This window comes from Bradyrhizobium jicamae (assembly GCF_018130215.1).
Taxonomy (GTDB): Bacteria; Pseudomonadota; Alphaproteobacteria; order Rhizobiales; family Xanthobacteraceae; genus Bradyrhizobium; species Bradyrhizobium jicamae_A.
Genome location: NZ_JAFCKQ010000030.1, coordinates 45,274 through 65,207, shown reverse-complemented (window position 1 = coordinate 65,207; position 19,934 = coordinate 45,274). Strand labels below are relative to the sequence as shown.

Genomic DNA, 19,934 nt, shown 5'->3' with positions numbered 1-19,934 from the left:
CTAAATTAAGTGAAATCGCTTAAATTGTCCAGAGCCGGAGACGAACGATGCGCGTACTCATAGCGGGTGGTGGAATCGGTGGACTGACGACTGCAATCGCGTTGCGACATCACGGGATCGACGCCCTGGTGCTCGAGCAGGCCGAGGTGTTGAGCGAGATCGGCGCCGGCATCCAGATCGCCAGCAATGCCGCGATCGTGCTTCGCGAGCTCGGGCTCGAGGCCGCCATGCAAGCCGTCGGCGTCAAGCCCCAGTCGTACGACTACCGGGATCTGCACACCGGCCGCATGCTCTATCAGGCGCCGCTCGGTGACGAAGCCGCGCGCCGCTACGGGGCGCCGATGTACAATGTGCACCGCGCCGATCTGGTTCAGTTGCTGTTCGACGCGGTGCCTGCAGAAGCGAAGCGGCTCGGGGCGCGCTGCACGGCGATCTCGCAGACCGACGATGCGGTCGAGGTGCGGCTCGCGACCGGTGAGACGCTGCAGGCCGACGCGCTGATCGGCTGCGACGGCATCCACTCGGTGGTGCGTCAGCATCTGCGGGGACCGGAACAGAAGCAGTTCGCCAATATCCTGATGTGGCGTTCGCTGATTCCTGCCGAGCAGCTTGCCGGTATCGATCTTCCCGAACGCGGCAATTACTGGTTCGGACCCGGCCGCACGCTGATCACCTATTGGGTGCGGCCGCAAAACCTGTACAGCATCCTGGCGTCGGTCCCGGCCGACGAGGTGCGTCGCGAATCCTGGACCGAGAGCGGAGACATCGCCGAGTTGCTGCGTTCCTTCGAGGACGCCGAGCCGCGGGCGCGGGCCATGCTCGAGCAGATCAAGACGGCCTTCATCACCGGCATGTACTATCGCGATCCGATCGACAGCTGGAGCTCGGGCCGCGTCACGCTGCTTGGCGATGCGGCGCACCCGATGGTGCCGTTCCTGGCGGCGGGCGCCGGTCAGAGCATCGAGGACGCCTGGACGTTCGCGCGCGTGCTGGCCCGACGGCAGGACGACGTCCCGGGCGCGCTTCTCGAGTACGAGCGGCGCCGGCTGCCGCGTACCACGCGCATCCAGGCCGGGGCCCGTGCCGTCGTGAAGCTGATGCACGAGACCGAGGCCGGCCGGTTGCGCAACCGCAATGCGCGCTGGAAGGGGCTCGCCCGCATCGATCCGCTGGCGGAAACCAGCTGGGGGCTGGCTTGGGACTACAACGTCGTCAAGGCAACCGAGGAGGCGCCCGGTGACGTCGTCAACGTCACCGGCCTGCGTGAAGGCAAGCGTCTGAAGCGTCCCGAGAGCCAGCGTGCCTTCGAGCTCTGGAAATACGCATTCCGCCCCGAGGATGTTGCGCGCGGCCATGATGGGCTCCGCGAGGCCTATGATCGATTCCTGACCACGAGTTTCCCGTTGCCCGCGGACTTCGAGGCCATCGAAGGCGAGCTCGGCGACGTCGGGGCGTTTCGTGTTGCGCGCAAGGAGGCGCGATCGGGCAATGTGGTGCTGCACTTTCACGGCGGCGGCTATCTGATCGGTTCGGCCAGGGGATCGCTGGAATACGCCAGCCGGCTGGCTACCGCCGTCGACGGGGCCTGCTACACCGTCGATTACCGGCTTGCGCCGGAGCATCCCTATCCGGCCGCGCTCGACGATGCCGTCGCCAGCTATCGCGCGCTGCTGCGCAGAGGGATCCCCGCGAGCTCGATCCTGCTGTCAGGCGAATCCGCCGGCGGCGGCCTTGCGGTTGCGACAGCGCTTGCCCTGCGCATGGCCGGTGATCCCTTGCCTGCTGCCATCCTGGCAGTTGCGCCCTTCACCGATCTGACGCTTTCGGGCGACAGCGTCCGCGCGTTCAACGGCGATGATCCCGCGGCCAACCGCGACCTGCTGGCCTTCATGGGGGCATCCTACTTCCAGGGCCACGAGCCGGCGGATCCGCTGGTGTCGCCGTTGTTCGGCGATCTCGCCGGCCTGCCGCCGCTGTTCGTCACCGCGACGCAGGGCGAGGTGTTGCTGAGCGACTCCGTGCGTCTTGCCGAGCGCGCGGAACGGGCCGGCGTCGACGTGACGCTGCGGCTGGTCGAGGATTCCGTCCACGTCTACACGATCTTTCCGTTCCTGCCTGAAACCGAAAGCACGATGGCCGAGGTCGCGCTCTGGGCGCGGCGGCATCTCAAGGCACCCGCGCCGCATTCGCAGGCTGCGGAATGACCTCCTGAAACAAGAAACGCGCCCGGCAGTGCCGGGCGCGTCCCTGTTCTGCGGTCAGTCGGATCAGTTCGACTTCACCAGCGGGCAGCCGCCCTTGTCGAGCGGGCGGAACGCCTCGTCACCGGGCACGGTGGCGATCAGCTTGTAGAGGTCCCACTCGCCCTTGGACTCCTCGGGCTTCTTGGTCTCGAACAGGTACATGTCGTGCACCATGCGGCCGTCGATCCGGATATGGCCGTTCTTGGCGAAGAAGTCGTTGATCGGCGTCTTGCGCATCTGCTCCATCACCTTCGGCGCCTCGTCGGTGCCGATGGCCTCGATCGCCTTCAGGTAATGCATGGTGGCCGAATAGAGCCCGGCCTGGATCATGGTCGGCATGTGGCCGACCTTCTCGTTGAAGCGCTTCGAGAAGGCGCGGGTCTCGTCGTTCATGTCCCAGTAGAAGGCGTCGGTCACGATCAGCCCCTGGGTTGCCTTCAGGCCCAGCGAATGGGTGTCGGTGATCTCCATCAGCAGCGCGATCATCTTCTGGCCGCCCTGGGTCAGGCCGAACTCGGAGGCCTGCTTCAGCGCGTTGGTGGTGTCGCCGCCGGCGTTCGCCAGCGCCACGACCTTGGCCTTGGACGCCTGCGCCTGCAGCAGGAATGACGAGAAGTCCGACGAGTTCAGGGGGGCACGCACGTCACCCAGAACCTTGCCGCCGCTCTCCTTGACGACGTTGGCGGCGTCGCGCTCCAGCGCCTGGCCGAAGGCATAGTCGGCGGTGACGAAGAACCAGGTGTCCTCGCCGCGCTTGACCATCGCCTTGCCGGCGACGTTCGACAGCGCGTAGGTGTCGTAGGTCCAGTGCACCGTGTTGGGTGAGCAGGCCGGGCCGGTGATATCGGAGGAGCCGCCGCCGGAATTGATGTTGATCTTGTTCTTCTCGCGCGTCAGCGCCGAGACCGGCAGCGCGACCGACGAGGTCGGGACGTCGAAGATCGCATCGACCTTCTCGTTGTCGTACCAGTTGCGCGCGATGCTGACGCCGACGTCCGGCTTGTTCTGGTGGTCGGCCACCACCACCTCGACCGGCTTGCCCTTCACCTTGGCGCCGTAATCGGCCACCGCCATCTCGACGGCGGCCACCGAGCCCTTGCCGGTGGCGTCCGAATAGAGGCTCGACATGTCGGTGAGCACGCCGATCTTGACGACGTCGTCGGAGATCTGGGCGTTGGCCGCAGTGCCGGAACCGGCAAGCGCGAGGCTGGCCGCTGCTGCGGCCACGAGCAATTTCATCGTTTCGTCTCCCTGTCTTCTTGTTGAGGGGCTTGAACCACGCGCCCCTTCTATCCGGTGTGGCAAGCGCCCGCAAAGTCGACTTTTTGGGCAAGGCGGTATGGACGGACCGCCGACTGGCGGCTCACAGTGTCGGCAACGTGCTCACGGCGGCGTCGATGGTGCCGTCGGTCTCGACGATCACGCGCAGCATCTTCGAATCGAACGCGATGTCGGCCAGGCGGATGCTGTTGATCTCCGCATCGACGCGGATGCCTTCCTCGTTCCGTTGCAGGTCGGCGATAACGGCGGCGATCTTGCGTTGCGCGTTGCTCGCGAACGGCTTGAGGTCGACGATCATCTTGTCGGCCAGCGCCTGCTGCACGTGGGGGATCGCCTCGCGCGCCGCGGCTCCAAGCAGGCCGAAAGCGGCCTCGGATTCGACCGCAAGCGTGACGTCCGTCAGCCGCAGCGTCTGCGCCTGCTCGTCGAGCCGCGGCCGGCCCCAGATATGCACGGTCGCCTCGGCGCCGAGGCCGAACCAGCTCTTCTTCTCCTTGGCCCGCACCAGCAGCGAGATCAGCAGCCGGTCGCCGGACGCGGCGATGCTCGCCTGCTTGACGGTGATGTCGACCGGGCCGGAGCCGTCCTCGGGGAAGGTCTTGCCCTTGAGCTGGGCCTCGACGAGCTGGCTCAGCGTGGTGAAGGACATGTCGACCGGCAGGCCGATCGCGACCTGGCCCGGCATCGGCGGCACGATCGACAGTTTCTCAGGGAATGGACAGGTCGGATTGGTCTGCGTTTCGGTGATCCGGGTCTCTGCCTCTATTCCCATCGTCACGATCATCGACGAGGCGTCGACCTTCGGCTGCGCCGCGATGGCGCGGATCGGCCGCAGCTCCAGCCACATCGGTGGCATCGACGAGGTACCGCCGGTGCCCTGCAGCGGGATCGAGCGGCACGCCTTGGCCCACTGCGCGCGGGCGTTGTTCTCGAAGGTCGGGTCGTTGTGCACCCTGGCCTGCAGCGCCGCCATCTGGTCGGCGACCGTCTTGTCGATGACAGGCTTGACCTGGGCCGGCACGCTGACCTTGACACCCGCCGCGCTCAGGCTGGTGTCGCCGAGATTGACCTGCGCCTGCAGATTGGGTTCGAGCCGCCACGACGCGCCGAGCTTCGGCCGCGAGGTGATGGTGACGTTGCCGTTGATCTCGGCGCTGGCGTTGAGCTGCTTGATGTTGACGCTGCCGATGTGCTTGGCGACGTTGCCGCCGAGCAGGCTGCCGAGCGCGTCGGTGACGGCGCCGGTCGCCTTGGCCGACAGCGTGCCCGTGACGTTGAGCGTTCCGTTGATCGGGGCTGCGAGCGTCAGCAGGTCCTGGGCGCCGGTTGCCGTGATCGGCCCGCGCGATGCAGTCCAGCCGATATCGGCGTTCTGCAGGATCTGCGACACCGGATTGTTGGCCTTGCCGCTGAAGGTCTTCGGCGCGCCGCGTTCGGCGGCATCGCGGATCGCCGACAGCGCGACCGCGACCCGCGCGACGATCGTCGACGAGCGCGGCGCGGGCGGCAGCGGCGGCAATTGCGCGAGCTGCGGCTGCGGCACGTTCTGGCGCGGCCCCAGCCAGTCCATGGCCTTCAGGCTGACCAGGAAGGACAGCGCGACGACGGCAACGGCGATCAGGATCGTCCTTGGACGCATCGGTAGACGCATCATCACCCCGGATGAAATGAATAGACGGCTTGTACAGGCCCGCCGACGGCGGCGCCAGTGTGGCCGGATCGGGCTTCTTCGGGGGCAGAAGTTGGCGGCGAGGGCGATTGCGGCGATGAAGGTTAACGAGACCAGACGCAATGACGGCCCCGGCGCGGTGCCGGGGCCGTCACTGGTTTCTGGATGTGTCGAAGCTAGCGGACGGTCGAGCCGAGGTCAGCCCGGGTCATCGGCAGGACGATCACCTTGGTGCCGACATTGACCCGGGAATAGAGGTCGGTGACGTCCTCATTGGTCAGGCGCAGGCAGCCCGAGGACACGTGCGTGCCGATCGTCTCCGGCGCGTTGGTGCCATGTATGCGGTAGACGGTGCCGCCGAGATACATCGCGCGGGCGCCGAGCGGGTTGCCGGGGCCGCCGGCCATGTGGCGCGGCAGATAGGGCTGGCGGGCGATCATTTCCGGCGGCGGGGTCCAGTCCGGCCACTCCGCCTTCTTGGTGATGGTCTGGGTGCCCGACCAGGTGAAGCCTTCGCGACCGACGCCGATGCCGTAGCGGATCGCCTGGCCGCCGCCGAGCACGTAATAGAGATAGGTGTGCGGGGTGTCGATGATGATGGTGCCCGGCGCTTCGCGGGTCGGATAGGTGACGATCTGGCGCTTCAGGCGGGCGGGCAACTCGGCGCCGCGCTCCTCCTCCTGCACCTGGGGCGCCGACTGCACCGGCGGCGGGGCCGACTCGGTCGGCAGCGGCAGGATGAACGGGAAGATCGGCAGCGGAGCGGCCGTGGCCGAGGTGGACAAGGCAGCGGTACCGATCGCCAGCGCACCGAAGGCGGCGGCAGCAAGACGCGAGTTCAGCTTGATGGAATTGAACATTGTCGACCCCTGTTGTTTGCGCCCTTGCGCGCTCGTTTTCGGCGCGTCGTTGAGGGAACAAGTACAGGGGAGGCGTTTCAGGACGTTTGCACGAAATCGCCAAAATGGTTTCGTGGCGTTAGGGAATTGTTTCGTGCGTGTTTCGTCGGACGGTTAAGGCAATCTTGCCGCGGAGTGTCCCGGCTCAGGATGGAATTCCCGGGCGGCCCTTGTCGACGCAGCTTCGCCGGCGGCGGCGCAACAGCTACATCGCTCTCGGCGCGATCGGCGTGACGTGCGGCCGGAGCGGTTCGTCCGCATCCGCGGCAACCGGTGGGGCGGCCATGCCGATCACGGCACGGCGGTCGGCGACCGCGTGGTGGAATTGCTCGAGCGTCAGGCCGATGACCGAGAGGTCGCCGTCCTCGATCGCGCCGTCGTCGTAGCAGTCGAGCGCCTCGCGCAGCAGGCTGTCGGCCATCGCCTGCATCGTCGCCAGTTCCTCTGCGCTCTCGGCCTCGCGCACCTTGGAGATCAGCGCGAGGAGGTTGTCGCGATGGTCGATGTACTCCTCGCGCTCGTTGCGCCTGAGGTAATGACGCAGCCAGGCACCCGCCGATCCGACGCCCGACAGCAGCAGGATCCCGGCCCAGATGTAGTCGGAATATTTCTCCATGAAGGTGCGCTCGGTGCCGTCGATATAGGCGGCGGCGCCCCGGTGCGCCGGCAGCGTCGCATCCTTGTCGGTGTCGGGCTTTTCGATCTTGCCGGCGGCCGGCACGTCATGGGCGACTTGCGGGCGCATCGTGAACAATTGTCGGACCAGTGCGCCGACGATCGCCTCGTGAACCGCATGCTGCGCGACGATCAGATGATTGACGCCGACGGTCTCGACCTTGTCCTCGGGCCGCGCCGGCGACGACGAGAAGATGCTGCCGGTGATCTCCTCGGATTCGTAGAGCGGATGCTTCTGTGCGATCGCCTCCGAGACGTCGATCGGCAGGAATTTCGGCTCGCCGCGCGCGGCCGCCGTTGCCGCGATCGCGTCCGCCGTGAGTTTGGAGTCGAGCGGGCCGACCGTCATGTAGGCGTCGAGCGAGGGATCGCGCACCAGGTCGGCGATCTGGTTGACCGCGAACTGGCTGACCGCGACCTTGTCTGGGTTGACGCCGGACTCGGTCAGGATCACGCGCAGCAGCGTGACGTTGGCCTCGGTGCGGCCGACCACGCCGACCTTGTGGCCGGGGAGATCGTCGATGCTCTTGACCTTCGACATCGCCGAGCGCTTCACGCCCTTCGCCGGCGCGCCCGACGGGGCCCACAGCACGACGACGTTCTTGCGCAGGATCGCCACCGCCTCGGCGCTCGTCGGTACATTGAGATCGGCGCGCGCGACCGCGAGGTCGGCCTTGCCGGCCGTGAACAGCGCGATGCTCTCGGCGGCGCCCTGGGTGGTGATCGTCCGCAGCCGGACGTGGCTGCCGTCGCGCACAAAGGCCTGCGCGTAGGCCTGCACCACCTTGACGTCGTCGCTGCCCGTCGGGCCGACGGCGATCCGCAACGTCACCGGGCTCAGCGCGTAGTAGAGCGTGCTGGCGGCAATGCCGAACACGAAGATGCCCAGCGCCAGGATCAGCAGCGACGAGTTTCTTCGCCTGAGCCTGCGGCGCGCTGCACCGGGGATTTCGCTCTGCTCTGACATCTTACTGTCACGTTACACGAAAAAGCGGCGCCCGGTGATGAAAAAGAACCTTACATTTCGATGACGTCATACGGTTGAAACATCCATGTCAGAACGTCGCGGGAGCAGAATCAAGATTAACGATTTGGATCTCCTGCGATGCGCATACTCGTTGCGACCGATGCCTGGCATCCGCAAGTCAACGGCGTGGTGAGGACGCTGACCTCGCTGGCGCGCAGCTCGGCCGAACTCGGCGCCGACATCGAATTCCTCACGCCCGACGGCTTTCCGTCGATCGGCGTGCCGACCTATCCGGGCCTGCGCATGGCACTGCCGAACCGCCGCGAGATCGCGCGCCGGATCGAGCAGGCCGCACCCGACGCGATCCATATCGCGACCGAAGGGCCGATCGGCTGGGCGGTGCGCGGCTATTGCCGCCGCAACAAGCTCGCCTTCACGACATCCTACACGACGCGCTTTCCTGAATATGTCTCGGTGCGAACGGGAATTCCGGACAGCGTCGGCTATGCCGTGCTGCGCCGTTTCCATGCCGCGGCGTCGATGACGATGGTGGCGACCGACTCGCTGCGCCAGGAGCTTTCCGAGCGCGGCTTCCGCAAGCTCGGCTTCTGGACCCGTGGCGTCGACACCCGGCTGTTCAATCCGGACCAGCCGGCGAGCCTCGATCTGCCGCGGCCGATCTTCATGACAATGGGCCGCGTCGCCGTGGAGAAGAATCTCGACGCGTTCCTGTCGCTCGACCTGCCGGGATCGAAGGTCGTGGTCGGCGACGGTCCGCAGAAGGCGGCGCTGCAACAGAAATATCCCGGTGCGGTTTTCCTCGGTGAGAAGAAGGGCCAGGACCTGACCTCGCATCTCGCTGCCGCCGATGTCTTCGTGTTCCCGAGTCTGACCGACACTTTCGGCGTCGTGCAGCTCGAGGCGCTGGCCTGCGGCACGCCGGTTGCGGCTTTCCCGGTCACCGGCCCGAAGGACGTGATCGCGGACCATCCGATCGGGGCGATCGACAATGATTTGTGCAGCGCCTGCCTGCGTGCGCTGACGATGTCGCGCACGACGTGCCGCAACTTCGCGCTCGAGCGTTCCTGGGAGAACAGTGCGCGTCAGTTCATTGGCAATCTGGCCACGTTGCAGCCGAGCCGCGCGCCGCGGCCCGCCCGCCGCGTCGCCGGCCGGACTGCCGTTCCGAATTAGCAGCTCAATCGAACGAGAGACGAGAGACCATCAATGGCAGATATCTACAAGCTGGACGCCAACCGTTCCCTGGACTTCGACCGCGAGACGGTCGAGCAGGCCTATGACCGCTGGGCGCCGATCTACGACCTCGTGTTCGGCGGCGTGTTCAGCAAGGGCCGGCAGGCGGCGATCCAGGCCACCAACAAGATCGGCGGCCGCGTGCTCGAGGTCGGCGTCGGCACCGGCATTTCGCTGCCGCTCTATGGCCCGAACGTCCGCATCTTCGGCACCGACATCTCGGAAGCGATGCTGGAGAAGGCCAGGAAGCGCGTCGCGGAGCAGCGGCTCAAGAATGTCGAGGGGCTCGCGGTGATGGACGCCGAGAAGCTCGAATTCCCCGATAATGCATTCGACGTCGTGATGGCGCAGTATGTGCTGTCAGCGGTGCCGAACCCGGAAGCCGCGATGGACGAGTTTGCCCGCGTGGTGCGCCCGGGCGGCGAACTGATCATCCTGACCCGCGTCAGCGCCGATGCCGGTGTCCGCCGCTTCATCGAGCAGACGCTGCAGCCGGTGGTGCGTCCGCTCGGATTCCGGACCGCCGAATTCGCCTGGTCGCGCTACACCAGGTGGCTGGCCGGCGCGAAGGGCATGGAGCTCGCCGAACGCCGCCTGATCCCGCCGCTCGGTCACTTCTCGCTGGTCCGTCTCCGCAAGACTGACGTGGCCAAGGCGGCCTAGGAGGCGGCCTAGGAGGCGGCATCAGGGCGGCCCGGGCCGCCGATCCTCGTGCGAGGCGGTGCACCGCGCCGGCCTCGCCCATGAGGTGACGATCCTCGGCCCATCCTTCAGGCGCCTGTCGGGTCACTGGTGACACGGCAGCAGCCGCAGGTTGCGTCAAGCCCACCGCTCCGCATCGTTATATGTCATTATGATGATGTCACACGCGCTACATCGAATCCCTGTAAACCCTGTTCCGAAAGATGTTGGGGGAACCAATGATCAAGAATTTCCTGCAAGAGCTGCGTACCCAGCGCTGGGACGACCATCGCTACTATCATCACAGCCGGATCAACCAGAGCCTGCACTTTGTCAGCGCGCTGAGCTTCCTGTTCGCCTATGTGATGCTGTTCTTCGATCCCGTGGTGTCGGCGCTGGTCGGCTGGCTGGTCTCGATGACCTCGCGACAGGCCGGTCACTTCTTCTTCGAGCCGAAGGGCTACGACCACGTCAACCAGGCGACCCATGAGCACAAGGAAGACATCAAGGTCGGCTACAATCTGCAGCGCAAGGTCGTGCTGATGGCGATCTGGGCCGCCTCGCCGATGGTGCTGTACTTCGACCCGACCCTGTTCGGTCTGTTCAAGCCGTGGGTGTCGTTCGCCGATTTCGCCCGCCAGGTGGCCAAGATCTGGCTCGTGGTCGGCATCGGCGGCCTGCTGTTCCGCACCGTCCACCTGTTCTTCATCCGCGACATCGAGACCGGCCTCGTCTGGATGACCAAGATCATCACCGACCCCTTCAACGACTTGAAGCTCTACCACAAGGCGCCGCTGTTCCTGATGAAGGGCGAGCTGATCGATCCGGGCCTCGAGAAGCACGTCAAGCACGCCTGATCGTTCGACCTCAACGTCTTCGAATCGCGTCATGCCCGGGCTTGTCCCGGGCATCTACGTCTTGGGACTACGACAGTGAATAACTTCGTCCGCGCTCTCGCTTCACCTCGCCCCGCTTGCGGCGAGAGGTCGGATCGCATCGTCAGATGCGATCCGGGTGAGGGGGGCTCACCGCGAGTCCGTTTGTCACCGATGTCGTGGAGAGAGCCCCTCACCACTACCCTCTCCCCGCAAGGGCGGGGCGAGGGAGTGGAGGGAGCGTGCCGCGCCTCAGCGCCCGAACTTCACCGCGACCATCTCCTTCAGGATCTGTCGCTTGATGGTCTTGTTGGTGAGGCCTTCCTTGTGCCACCACCAGCCGTCGCGCTTCATCTTCCCGCACGCTGCGACGAAGCGCTCGGTGACCTCGGCGAAGTCGGCGTCGGTATAGTTCAGAGTGAAGATCAGGCGGCCGGTGCCGACCCAGCTCAAGGCCAGACCCTCGGCACGCAGATAGTACTGCAGCATCCAGTTGTAGCGGGACGGCTCGGTGTAATAGACGGTCCAGATCGACGAGATGTTGCCGACGCGAACCGGCAGACCCTGTGCGGTGAGGCGGTCGTTGAGCGCCTTGGCGCGGCCGTTCCAGGTCTCCTCGAGCCCGTTGTAGATCGAGCGGAAGTTCGGGCTGGCGAGCCGGCTCAAGAACTCGTCCATCGACGTCATGACGTAAGGATGCGAGTTGAACGTGCCGCGGGCAAAGCAGACATCCGCGGGGCGATCGTCGCGGAAGCGCCGCATCAGGTTCTTGCGGCCGCAGACCACGCCGACCGGAAGGCCGCCCGCGAGGCTCTTGCCATAGGTCACCATGTCGGCCTTGACGCCGAAATATTCCTGGGCGCCGCCGGCAGCGAGGCGGAAGCCGACGAACACCTCGTCGAAGATCAGCACGATTCCGCGCTCGGTGCAGACCTCGCGCAGCTTCTTCAGCCACTCGGTGTAGGCGGCGCGGTCGTATCTGGAGGAACGCGAGGAGTCGACCAAGGCGGAATCGCCGGGCGCGTTGCTGTTCGGGTGCAGCGCCTGCAGCGGATTGACCAGCACGCAGGCGATGTCCTTGCGGGTACGCAGGACGTGCAGCGCCTTCTCCGACATGTCGGCGAGCGTGAAGGTCTCGTGCGGCGAGACCGGATTGCCGACTCCCGGCTGCACGTCGCCCCACCAGCCGTGATAGGCGCCGGCAAAACGGACGAGACGCTTCCGCCTGGTGTGGTAGCGCGCGAGGCGCACCGCCTGCATCACGGCTTCGGTGCCGGACATGTGGAACGAGACCTCGTCGAGGCCGGAGATCTCGCAAAGGCGCTTGACGTTGTCGGCGATAACGGGGTGGTAGGGGCCGAGCACCGGGCCGAGTGCATGCGCGCGCCTCCCGCCCTCGGCGATGCACTCCTTGTAGAAGTCGTTGCCGAAGATGTTGACGCCGTAGGAGCCGGTCAGGTCGTAGAGCACGTTGCCGTCGACGTCGGTGACGGTGACGCCCTTCGAGGTCTCCATGAACGCCGAGGTGTTGAGGTGCTCGCGCACCAGGCGGCTGTACTGGAACGGCACGCGGTAGGTTTCGGTGAATTGCAGGTCGGAAATGCGGTCAGAGACCTCGGCGGTGAGCGCGCGGCCCTTGGGGTAGCGGTCGTTGTAGATGCCGGCGAGGCGGAAGAAGCCGTCCTGGCGCTGTGTCGCGACCGCGGGGGGCGCGCCGTCGGAGCGGAAGAATTCGTTGATGTCGAATTCGTAGTGCGGAACCAGCCGCGCCACCATCTTGGACATCTTGGAGTGCCCGGTCAGCGAGCGGTGCTTCGCACGCGACAGGGCAATGCGGGCCTGCACCTTGGGGAAGGCTGCGGCGGCGCCGGCAAGCGCGGCGGCGGACAGCGAGAGAATCGGAAGGGATGAATCCATGACAGAAGCGCTAGCGTCACAGCCTAACAGATTCATGACAGTCAAGGGCCTGATCTCGGCATTCACCCAGCAGGAGGACCTCAATTTCCTGCTGACCAACCGGATTCCGCGCGCCGCAATCACCCGGTTCATGGGCTGGTTCTCCAAGATCGAGAACCCGCTGGTGCGCGACGCCTCGATCGCATGCTGGAAGCTGTTCTCCGACCTCGACCTGTCGGAGGCCAAGAAGACAGAGTTCAGGAGTCTGCACGACTGCTTCACCCGCGAGCTGAAGCCCGGCCTGCGCCCGGCGGTGACCGATCCCGCGATCATCGCAAGCCCGTCCGACGCGATCATAGGCGCGCACGGTCGGATCGAGGACGGGCAATTGTTCCAGGTCAAGGGCGCGCCCTATTCGCTGCTCGACCTGCTCGGCGATTCCGATCTCGTCGAACGGCACCGGAACGGCCGCTTCGTGACACTGCGACTGACCTCGAGCATGTATCACCGCTTCCATGCGCCCGCGGATCTCGTGATTGACGGGGTGACTTTCATCCACGGCGACGTCTGGAACGTCAATCCGATCGCGCTGAAGCGGGTCGAGCGGCTGTTCTGCAAGAACGAGCGCGCGGTGCTGCGCGCGAAACTTGCGAGCGGAGAGGCGCTGACGCTCGTTCCGGTCGCAGCCATTCTCGTCGCCAGCATCCGCCTGCACTTCCTCGACGTCACGCTGAATGCGCAGTCGCGAGGCCCGGTCGATTTTGCCTGCGACACGCAGGTGAAGAAGGGCGATGAACTCGGCTGGTTCGAGCATGGCTCGACCATCATCGTGCTGGCGCCCGGCAATTTCGAGTTCTGCGATAATGTCGCGGAGGGAACGCGGATCAAATGCGGCGAGCCGTTGCTGCGAAAGCCTGCAGATTGATCTCGTTTTCGTCTGCGCGTCATTGTTTGAGCATGATCTCCGCGCAAACGCTGCCAACGCGTTTGCCGCGAGGAAAAACCGGTTTCCACTTTTCCGGATCATGCTTTAGAGTGGCTGCGATCGTCGTGCGACGATCATAAATCGCAACCCTTTAGGATACGAGATGGCGCGGACGCCTGTCATGGCGGCGGGAGGCATTGTGCTGCGGCGGGAGACGCCGCCGCGCTTCGCCGTCGTGCGCCTGCGCAAGCGCAATGAATGGGTGCTCCCCAAGGGCAAGCTCGATGACGGCGAGACGCCGCGCGCCGCCGCCGAGCGCGAGGTGCTGGAGGAAACCGGTCACGCCGTCGACGTGCATGAGTTCCTGGGTACGCTGGTCTATGAATCGGGCGGCCGTTCCAAGGTCGTGCATTACTGGCGCATGGATGCCGGCGACAAGCCGGTGCGCGGGCTGATGAATGATGTCAGGGCGGTCGACTGGCTGCCGCTCGATGAGGCGCTCGAGCGGCTGTCACGCGGCTATGAGCGCGCGTTTCTCGAGAATGTCGGTCCGATCGCGCTACAGGCGGCAGCGCTTGCCGAGCGCACGCGGCGTGCCCGCGCGCGCGCGGTCGCCGCGGAGAAGCGCCGCCGCCTGGCTGCAGAGCTTCCGGTCGTGACGGACCCGCCCGCGGTCACCGAGGCGTCAATTGCCGAAACGCCGGTGCTCGCCGAGACGCCGACGGTCGTGGACACACCGGTCGTCGTGCAAGCCGGGACGGACGAGCAGGCCGCGTTGCCGTCCTTCGCGCAGGAATCCGTCATGGCTGCGCCTGATGTGCTCGAGACGGAGCAAATCGTGCACGAAACTGCGCCGGTCGAGCCGCCGTCGTTCGCCCCCGATGTCGAACCGGTCGCCACCGAGCCAGAGCAGGCCGTGCGCAAGAATCTGATCCAGTGGGTGCGGGACTGGCTGCGCCGCGCGGCCTGAGCACCACGCATTCGCTTTCGGAATGGGAAAAATTTTAGGCGACCAGCGCGGAGCCGTTTGCGCGGCCATCGATGTCGCGCTGCAAGGCGATGCATTCAGCCTCGAGCTTGCGGGCGCCCAATTCGCTGGCGATGAGCCGGGCCGCGTGAACTTCGGCCATGGCGCCACGAATGTCGTCGCGTTCGAACTGAAGCCTGGAGATCTGGAGCCGCAGCCGTACCGCATGGACTCGCCCGCCGACGCTCGACCAGAGTTGCCGGGCAAGGTGCAGGTGCTGCATGGCTGTTTCGTGATCCCCCCGGGCGAGAGCGAGGATCGCCTGCGCCTCGTTCGTGAGAGCGCGAATCGACGGCATCGGCCAGCGATCGGGGCTTCCGGAAAGTTCTCCGATCAACGCCTCCGCCTGGTCGTTCCGGTGCGTATGCGCAGCAACCAGCGCCAGGTGGGCGAGCAGAATTCCCCGCCGCTGCAAGGTCCACCAGGTCTTGCCGATCAGGCTCCGTTCGAGGCTGGCATGGGCTGCTTCCGCTTCGCCTCTCGTCAGCAACAGCATCGCGTGGCCCGGCTCCGGGCACCATCCGAACGAATAGGCCCTGTCATAGGCTTCCAATGCCGCGTCATCGTTGCCGATGGCGGCCTGGATATCGCCCAGCACCCGATTGGCGTCGCCGGTCGACCAAGGCGCATCGCTTGACAGGCGGGCGAGCGAATCCTGAATGCGGGACAATGCTTCGTGCAGCGAGCCCCTGATGCCAAGGACCTCGGAACGGTGGAGCTGGCACGATCCGGTCAATTCCATGCCGCTGCCCGAGCAGAAATTCTGGTAACTCAGGGTCCACTGGTCGGCTCGCGCCCAGTCTCCGAACATCCGGGCGGCCCACAGGACATTGCAATAGAGTATGCCGCCCAGGATCGGATCGAGATTGCTGCTGGACAATGCAAGCGCAGCCGCGTGGTCCTGATCGGCCAGTCCGCGGCGCGTGTCACCGAGGCACAGCCGATAGAAGCCTCGATAGGCAAGGCTGAGGGCCTCAACGTTGGCCGCGCCCTTGTTTTGCACGGTTGCGTAAGCGATCTCCGCCAGCGAGAGCGCCTGTTCCAGCTCTCCATCGAATGCGGCCAGCTTCGACTTCATCCACAGGATCAGGGCGGTCGTCGCAGGATCGTCGAGCCCGGACGCCCAGTCCTCGGCGCGCGCGAGCCAACCCTGCCCAATCGCAGCCTGACCGCTCTCGAAGTGCAGGCCCGAGAGCGTGATCGCGTCGATGGCGGCCCCGACTGCATCACCCGCCCTGGTGCGGGTACTGACTGCGCGAACCAGCAACGGAATGGCAGCTGTGGGTTTGCCGAGACATTGCAGGGCAAGCGCCCAGCTGCGCAAGTCCTCGCCGGTGAGCAGGCCGCCTTCATCCGCGCTTTCGAACAGCGTTGCAGCCTGGAGCCACAATTGCGAAGAAGCCGCGCGTCGGGCAAGGCCTGTCGCACCGGAAATCCGGTCGACGTCCCTTTCACCGGATTCGACTGGCCGGGTGGTCTCGCCGTCGAAGCAGAAGCGATATCCCTTGCCCGGCACGTTTCGGATCACGCTCGCCATGCCGCCCTGGCGAAGCACCGCTCGCAACGAACTCACGGCGCGCTGGAGCGAATTGTCGGTTACCGTGACTTCAGACCACACGGCGTCCAGAAGTTCATCCTTGGAGATGACGCGATCGTGATGGCGAACGAGGTAGACCAGCAGATCGAAGACGCGTGGCTGCATTGCGACCTCTTGCCGCGCGCACAACACAACGCGGCGAGCTTCATCAAGCTCGAACGGTCCAAATACGAAAGCCATGTCGATGAGTCCGGCGTTGCCGGAAAAGGTTCAGGCAAAGATCAGACAATGATCAGCCCGCGGTAAGGACGATCCGCATCGGCGACGGCTATAGCTCCATCATGGCCCGCGATTGTCGCAGCCAGCCGTGCAACGGCCGCAACCGAGGAGATTCCGATGGAACTGTACGTCATTCGCCGTCCGAGCGCGTGGGCAGACATGCGCGAGCTGGAGCTCGCCGGTGCGACGTCGGCCCGAATTGGCGATGAACAGATGCCGGACTGCGTCCGGTGGATTCGCAGTTATGTGGTGCATGAGGCAGATGGTCGCATCGGCACATTCTGCATCTACGAGGCGAAGGACGCCGAGTCGATCCGCGAGCATGCGCGCCGCGTCGGCATGCCCGGCGAGGAATTCTACAAGGTCGCGACCACAGTCGTGGTGCGCATCGATCCCGCGGAGTCGCCAGTTGCCGCTGAATGACGCGTGCGAGGCGTCATGATGGCGCATCGCGGTTCACGATGACCCGGTGCGCCATGCTTCAATCAAGGAAACGCTGATGTCGCCTTTATTCAAGGAGCCAGCAATAGGTTCATTGCTCGGATATTTTTCCATTCTTCTTTTGCGCTTCCACCGGATCGTCAATCAGACGGTGGCGAGCATGCTTGCAAATCGCGCGCGGCAGGTCAGCCGCTTCGGGCTGCGCAGGTTCGTCGATCCGCGGGCAAGGGACGGCAATGTCCGCACCGGCTGCTCCCGGCTGATCGTTCGAAGTGCGCTGATCGGGCTCATGGTTGCAAGCTGGTCCTCGCCCGTGTTCACCAGGACGGAAGGGCCGGTTGCACGGGATCATCGTGTCGGGCGAATGCAACAGGTCGCTCGTCTTCATTGCGGCCCGGACCGCTTTGTCCGTTGGGACAGAGGCTGGATTGTCGCGTCCGCCATGCCCGCCCGAGCCGATCGTCGCGTGCAGTAGGCCGGCCAACACAAGGTACGTCCACGACAGGCCGACGGTCCGCGGTTCAGTTGCGGATGTCCTTTGGCGGCGGCTTCGCAGGCTTCAGCGCAGGCGGGTGCCGTTGCAGGAGGCCGGGCCGCGGCAAACCGGGCCGTGGTGGCAGGCCGGGCCGTAGCAGACCGGGCAGGGCCTGCTGGAATCCCGGCAGGTGCGGCTGACCCTGCGGGCGGAGCGCAGGCGGCAGCGCACCGTTTTGCTGCGGCGTGCCCGGCGGTCGTACGCCGCCCGGCGGCTGGGTGCCTGAGGGCATGCGCGGACCCAGCGGCTGCACGCCGCCCTGGCGGTTGACCGGTTGGCTGCCCGGCTGTGGCGCGGCGCCCTGGCGGGCAGGCTGCTGTCCTGCCGGCTGTTGCCCGGCCGGGGTCGGCGCGCCCGGCGCGCGCGGCAGCGCTGCACCGCCCGGCTGGCCGGGCAGGCTGTGCTGCGCGGCGCCCTGCTGCTGCGTGCCGGGTTGCTGCGAGCCCTGCCGGCCCGGCACGCCGGGTTGCTGCGGCTGGCCGGGACGGTTCTGCGGCGGCGGCTGGCCCGGACGGTTCGGCTGACCCGGCTGCTGCTGCGGCGCGTTGCGGTTCTGACCCGGCAATCCGTTCGGCCGCGGCTGGGACGGCTGCACCGGCTGACCGCGGTTCGGATAGGGCGCGGCCGGATTGTTGCGGCGGAAGTCGGGATTGGCGCGGCGGAAGTCGCGCTGCTCGCTGACGACCTGGCGGCCGAGCGTCTGCGCGGCGTGCACCTGGCGCACAAAACCCTGGTCGCGCGCGATCTGCTGCGGCGAGATCGTCAGCGGCACCGCGGCGAAGCGCGCGCCGCCTGCACCGGGACGAATCGCAAAGCCGCTGGCGCCCTGCGTCAGCACGCCGAGCGAGGCACCGCTGCGATCGGCAACCTCGATGCGGCCGACATGCCCGTCGGCGTCGGGATAGAGCTTGATCCCGACGTTGTTGCTGGCCGCGGTCGCGCCTTCCGGCACCTCGACAAGGCCGGTGGTGCCGCGAATGCCGAGGGTCGCGGTCGGCGTCGAGATCTTCATGTTGCCTGTCTTGGCGACCGCGGCGGCGACGAAGGCTGCCGTTCCCTTGGCGACATCGAACAGCGCGTTGTTCTGCTGTCCGCCGTCCTGATAGACATAGTTGTCGATGACGATCCTGGCGTTGGCCCGCAGGTCGAACGTGGTGCCGTCGGTGAAGGTGATGCCAAGTGAAGAGGTCGGCGCGGTGGCGATCTCGTCGTTGGGGAAAATATCGTCGCGGATCTGCAGCGGCGTCGTGGTGTTGTTGCGCTTCACGGTCGCCGTGCCGGTCAAGGTCGCGACGTTGCCGATCGGCTCCGGGGCAGTGGCCTGCGTGTTTGCCGCCGGCGCCGGTGTCGCCGGCGTTGCCGGTGCAGCACCGGGCGCCGGGGCCGGCGTCTGTGCCGGCTGCGCCTGTGCATATTGAATCAACTCCGGCGCCGCCACGACCTGCGCGGGCCTGCCCGTCATGACACCGGCAAGCAGAAGCGCGAAAAGGAGCGGGCGCCGCATCACCATCAATTCCCGGGAAGCATTTGACGGACCGGCAATTGAGCCGTGTCAGGCTGAATGCCGAATGAACGGTCCGCACTTGTTGTCATGGCACGCCGTGACGATCAAGCACCGCACCACGTCAGGGAGGAGCGGTGCCTGTCTTGCGTCCGGGGAATCCTCAGCCGCGCTTATTCGGGGCGATGGTCAGCGGCTTGCCCGGCCTGGTTGCGGGGGAATAGCTCGCAGGCTGCGCCGCCGACGTTGGCGGCACATACTGGAATACGGCCTTGCAGGCGTCGCTGAGCAGCGCGCGCTGGCGGATCATGCAGGCGGTCACGCGATCGACGTCGGGAATTTCCGCGCCGCACAGCCGCATCGCATCGCCGGTGCACATCTGCTGCTGCTCCTGCGTGTAGGCATGGGAAGCCGACGTCAGCAGGCCCAGCGCGAAGACGCTGGCGGCGAAGAGCTTGCCGTGACGGCGCGCAGAAGCGGTGAAAGCCATGATGTCCCCCTTGTTCACCGCACCGGAGCGGTGCGTGTCCGCTGCCACCACTAGGGACGCTTCGTTTCCGCAATGCTTCATCGCAGCGGCGAAATGGTTTCGTCGAGAGGCCGTGCGGACGCTTCCGTTACGGTGACGCCGTCGCCGCGCGACCATCGAGCGCCAGCACGGCATTGCGCTGGGCTTCTGGCATCGCGAGGATGCGGCGGCGGCCGATGAGGCGCATCGCGGCAAATCCGCCGAGGAACACGACGATCTTGCTGACCATGCCGTAGACCGGCATCACCATGGCCCACGTGGCCACGTCGCAGGTCAGTGCGACGAATGCGTTCACCATGGCCGAGACGAACATCAGCCCCGCCCACACGTAGCCGACCACGAGCGCGACGTCCGGGATGACCGCCTTGGCGATCTCGGGCAGATAGCGGTTGAGCCAGCCGGGCTTGAGCATCACGACGCCGACGATCGCGTACATCACGCTCGGCTTGATCAGCACGAATCGCGGGTCATGGGTGAGCAGTGTCGCGGTGCCCGCGGCGACGACCAGGAACAGGCTCAGCCATTCCATGGCGCCGATCTGCCTGCCGCGGACCAGCCGGATACCAATCTGCGCGACGCCGAACGCGATGCCGAGTCCGACCGAGAGCAACGTGTTGTGCGTCAGCAGGAACAGGACGAGAAAGACGAGGGTCGACGCCAGGTCGAGCAGCAGCAGCTTGGCCGCATTGAGAAAATCCTTCATCGCCCGTTGAACTCCGC

At 66.0% G+C, this 19,934-nt stretch carries 17 protein-coding genes and 1 pseudogene; 9 read left to right on the top strand and 9 right to left on the bottom strand.

The genetic code is table 11. From position 1 onward, the window contains the following. Positions 1-47 precede the first annotated feature (47 nt). Positions 48-2,204, top strand: coding sequence for an alpha/beta hydrolase fold domain-containing protein (locus tag JQ586_RS26745; RefSeq protein WP_212397613.1), 2,157 nt, complete (start codon positions 48-50; stop codon positions 2,202-2,204). 63 nt (positions 2,205-2,267) lie between these two features. Here JQ586_RS26745 and JQ586_RS26740 read toward each other — a convergent pair whose 3' ends face one another. The 4 genes from JQ586_RS26740 to JQ586_RS26725 all read right to left on the bottom strand — a co-directional run bounded on the left by JQ586_RS26740 (position 2,268) and on the right by JQ586_RS26725 (position 7,734). Further along, entirely contained in the window at positions 2,268-3,482 is a 1,215-nt protein-coding gene (locus JQ586_RS26740; RefSeq protein ID WP_212397612.1) for an ABC transporter substrate-binding protein, read from the bottom strand. A 124-nt stretch (positions 3,483-3,606) separates the two neighbouring features. Then, positions 3,607-5,175: a DUF4403 family protein gene (locus JQ586_RS26735; protein WP_212397611.1), complete on the bottom strand. Its 1,569-nt coding sequence runs from the start codon at positions 5,173-5,175 to the stop codon at positions 3,607-3,609. Positions 5,176-5,369: 194 nt separating this feature from the next. Further along, a complete protein-coding gene (locus JQ586_RS26730) occupies positions 5,370-6,053 on the bottom strand; it encodes a L,D-transpeptidase (protein WP_212397610.1) in 684 nt (227 codons plus the stop codon). 244 nt (positions 6,054-6,297) lie between these two features. Continuing rightward, on the bottom strand, positions 6,298-7,734 hold the full coding sequence (locus JQ586_RS26725) for a TAXI family TRAP transporter solute-binding subunit (protein ID WP_212397609.1): 1,437 nt from the start codon (positions 7,732-7,734) through the stop codon (positions 6,298-6,300). A gap of 138 nt (positions 7,735-7,872) precedes the next feature. On the opposite strand from JQ586_RS26725, the gene JQ586_RS26720 reads away from it, so the two are divergent. The 3 genes from JQ586_RS26720 (at position 7,873) to JQ586_RS26710 (ending at position 10,526) form a co-directional block, all read left to right on the top strand. Then, complete coding sequence (locus tag JQ586_RS26720) at positions 7,873-8,928, top strand: glycosyltransferase family 1 protein (RefSeq protein ID WP_212397608.1); 1,056 nt, start codon at positions 7,873-7,875, stop codon at positions 8,926-8,928. A gap of 33 nt (positions 8,929-8,961) precedes the next feature. Further along, the gene (locus tag JQ586_RS26715) at positions 8,962-9,651 is read left to right on the top strand and encodes a class I SAM-dependent methyltransferase (protein WP_212397607.1); all 690 of its coding nucleotides are present in this window, start codon (positions 8,962-8,964) and stop codon (positions 9,649-9,651) included. A gap of 257 nt (positions 9,652-9,908) precedes the next feature. Then, complete coding sequence (locus JQ586_RS26710) at positions 9,909-10,526, top strand: hypothetical protein (protein ID WP_212397606.1); 618 nt, start codon at positions 9,909-9,911, stop codon at positions 10,524-10,526. A gap of 270 nt (positions 10,527-10,796) precedes the next feature. Here the strand turns inward: JQ586_RS26710 and JQ586_RS26705 are convergent, their stop codons facing one another. Beyond that, the gene (locus tag JQ586_RS26705) at positions 10,797-12,461 is read right to left on the bottom strand and encodes an aminotransferase class III-fold pyridoxal phosphate-dependent enzyme (protein WP_212397605.1); all 1,665 of its coding nucleotides are present in this window, start codon (positions 12,459-12,461) and stop codon (positions 10,797-10,799) included. Positions 12,462-12,495: 34 nt separating this feature from the next. On the opposite strand from JQ586_RS26705, the gene asd reads away from it, so the two are divergent. Next, positions 12,496-13,365 carry an archaetidylserine decarboxylase gene (asd, locus tag JQ586_RS26700; RefSeq protein ID WP_212397604.1) on the top strand — a complete coding sequence of 290 codons (870 nt, stop codon included), beginning with the start codon at positions 12,496-12,498 and terminating at the stop codon, positions 13,363-13,365. A 163-nt stretch (positions 13,366-13,528) separates the two neighbouring features. Then, positions 13,529-13,945, top strand: a pseudogene (locus JQ586_RS41615) (NUDIX hydrolase); the annotation flags it as partial. A gap of 424 nt (positions 13,946-14,369) precedes the next feature. On the opposite strand, the gene JQ586_RS26690 reads toward JQ586_RS41615, so the two are convergent. Beyond that, the gene (locus JQ586_RS26690; RefSeq protein WP_312017028.1) at positions 14,370-16,121 is read right to left on the bottom strand and encodes a winged helix-turn-helix domain-containing protein; all 1,752 of its coding nucleotides are present in this window, start codon (positions 16,119-16,121) and stop codon (positions 14,370-14,372) included. Here JQ586_RS26690 and JQ586_RS40660 point away from each other — a divergent pair. The 3 genes from JQ586_RS40660 (at position 16,047) to JQ586_RS26680 (ending at position 17,124) form a co-directional block, all read left to right on the top strand. Then, the gene (locus JQ586_RS40660) at positions 16,047-16,235 is read left to right on the top strand and encodes a hypothetical protein (protein WP_249148187.1); all 189 of its coding nucleotides are present in this window, start codon (positions 16,047-16,049) and stop codon (positions 16,233-16,235) included. The two genes, JQ586_RS26690 and JQ586_RS40660, sit on opposite strands and share 75 nt — an antisense overlap. A gap of 90 nt (positions 16,236-16,325) precedes the next feature. Further along, complete coding sequence (locus JQ586_RS26685) at positions 16,326-16,631, top strand: nickel-binding protein (RefSeq protein ID WP_212397601.1); 306 nt, start codon at positions 16,326-16,328, stop codon at positions 16,629-16,631. 46 nt (positions 16,632-16,677) lie between these two features. Next, the gene (locus JQ586_RS26680) at positions 16,678-17,124 is read left to right on the top strand and encodes a hypothetical protein (RefSeq protein WP_212397600.1); all 447 of its coding nucleotides are present in this window, start codon (positions 16,678-16,680) and stop codon (positions 17,122-17,124) included. A gap of 46 nt (positions 17,125-17,170) precedes the next feature. On the opposite strand, the gene JQ586_RS26675 is transcribed toward JQ586_RS26680, so the two are convergent. The 3 genes from JQ586_RS26675 to JQ586_RS26665 all read right to left on the bottom strand — a co-directional run bounded on the left by JQ586_RS26675 (position 17,171) and on the right by JQ586_RS26665 (position 19,917). Continuing rightward, positions 17,171-18,688, bottom strand: a complete 1,518-nt coding sequence (locus JQ586_RS26675) for a FecR domain-containing protein (protein WP_409411016.1) — start codon at positions 18,686-18,688, stop codon at positions 17,171-17,173. Positions 18,689-18,848: 160 nt separating this feature from the next. After that, positions 18,849-19,175 carry a hypothetical protein gene (locus JQ586_RS26670; protein ID WP_249148174.1) on the bottom strand — a complete coding sequence of 109 codons (327 nt, stop codon included), beginning with the start codon at positions 19,173-19,175 and terminating at the stop codon, positions 18,849-18,851. A 127-nt stretch (positions 19,176-19,302) separates the two neighbouring features. Next, positions 19,303-19,917, bottom strand: a complete 615-nt coding sequence (locus tag JQ586_RS26665) for an inner membrane-spanning protein YciB (protein ID WP_212397598.1) — start codon at positions 19,915-19,917, stop codon at positions 19,303-19,305. Between the last annotated feature and the right edge of the window lie 17 nt (positions 19,918-19,934).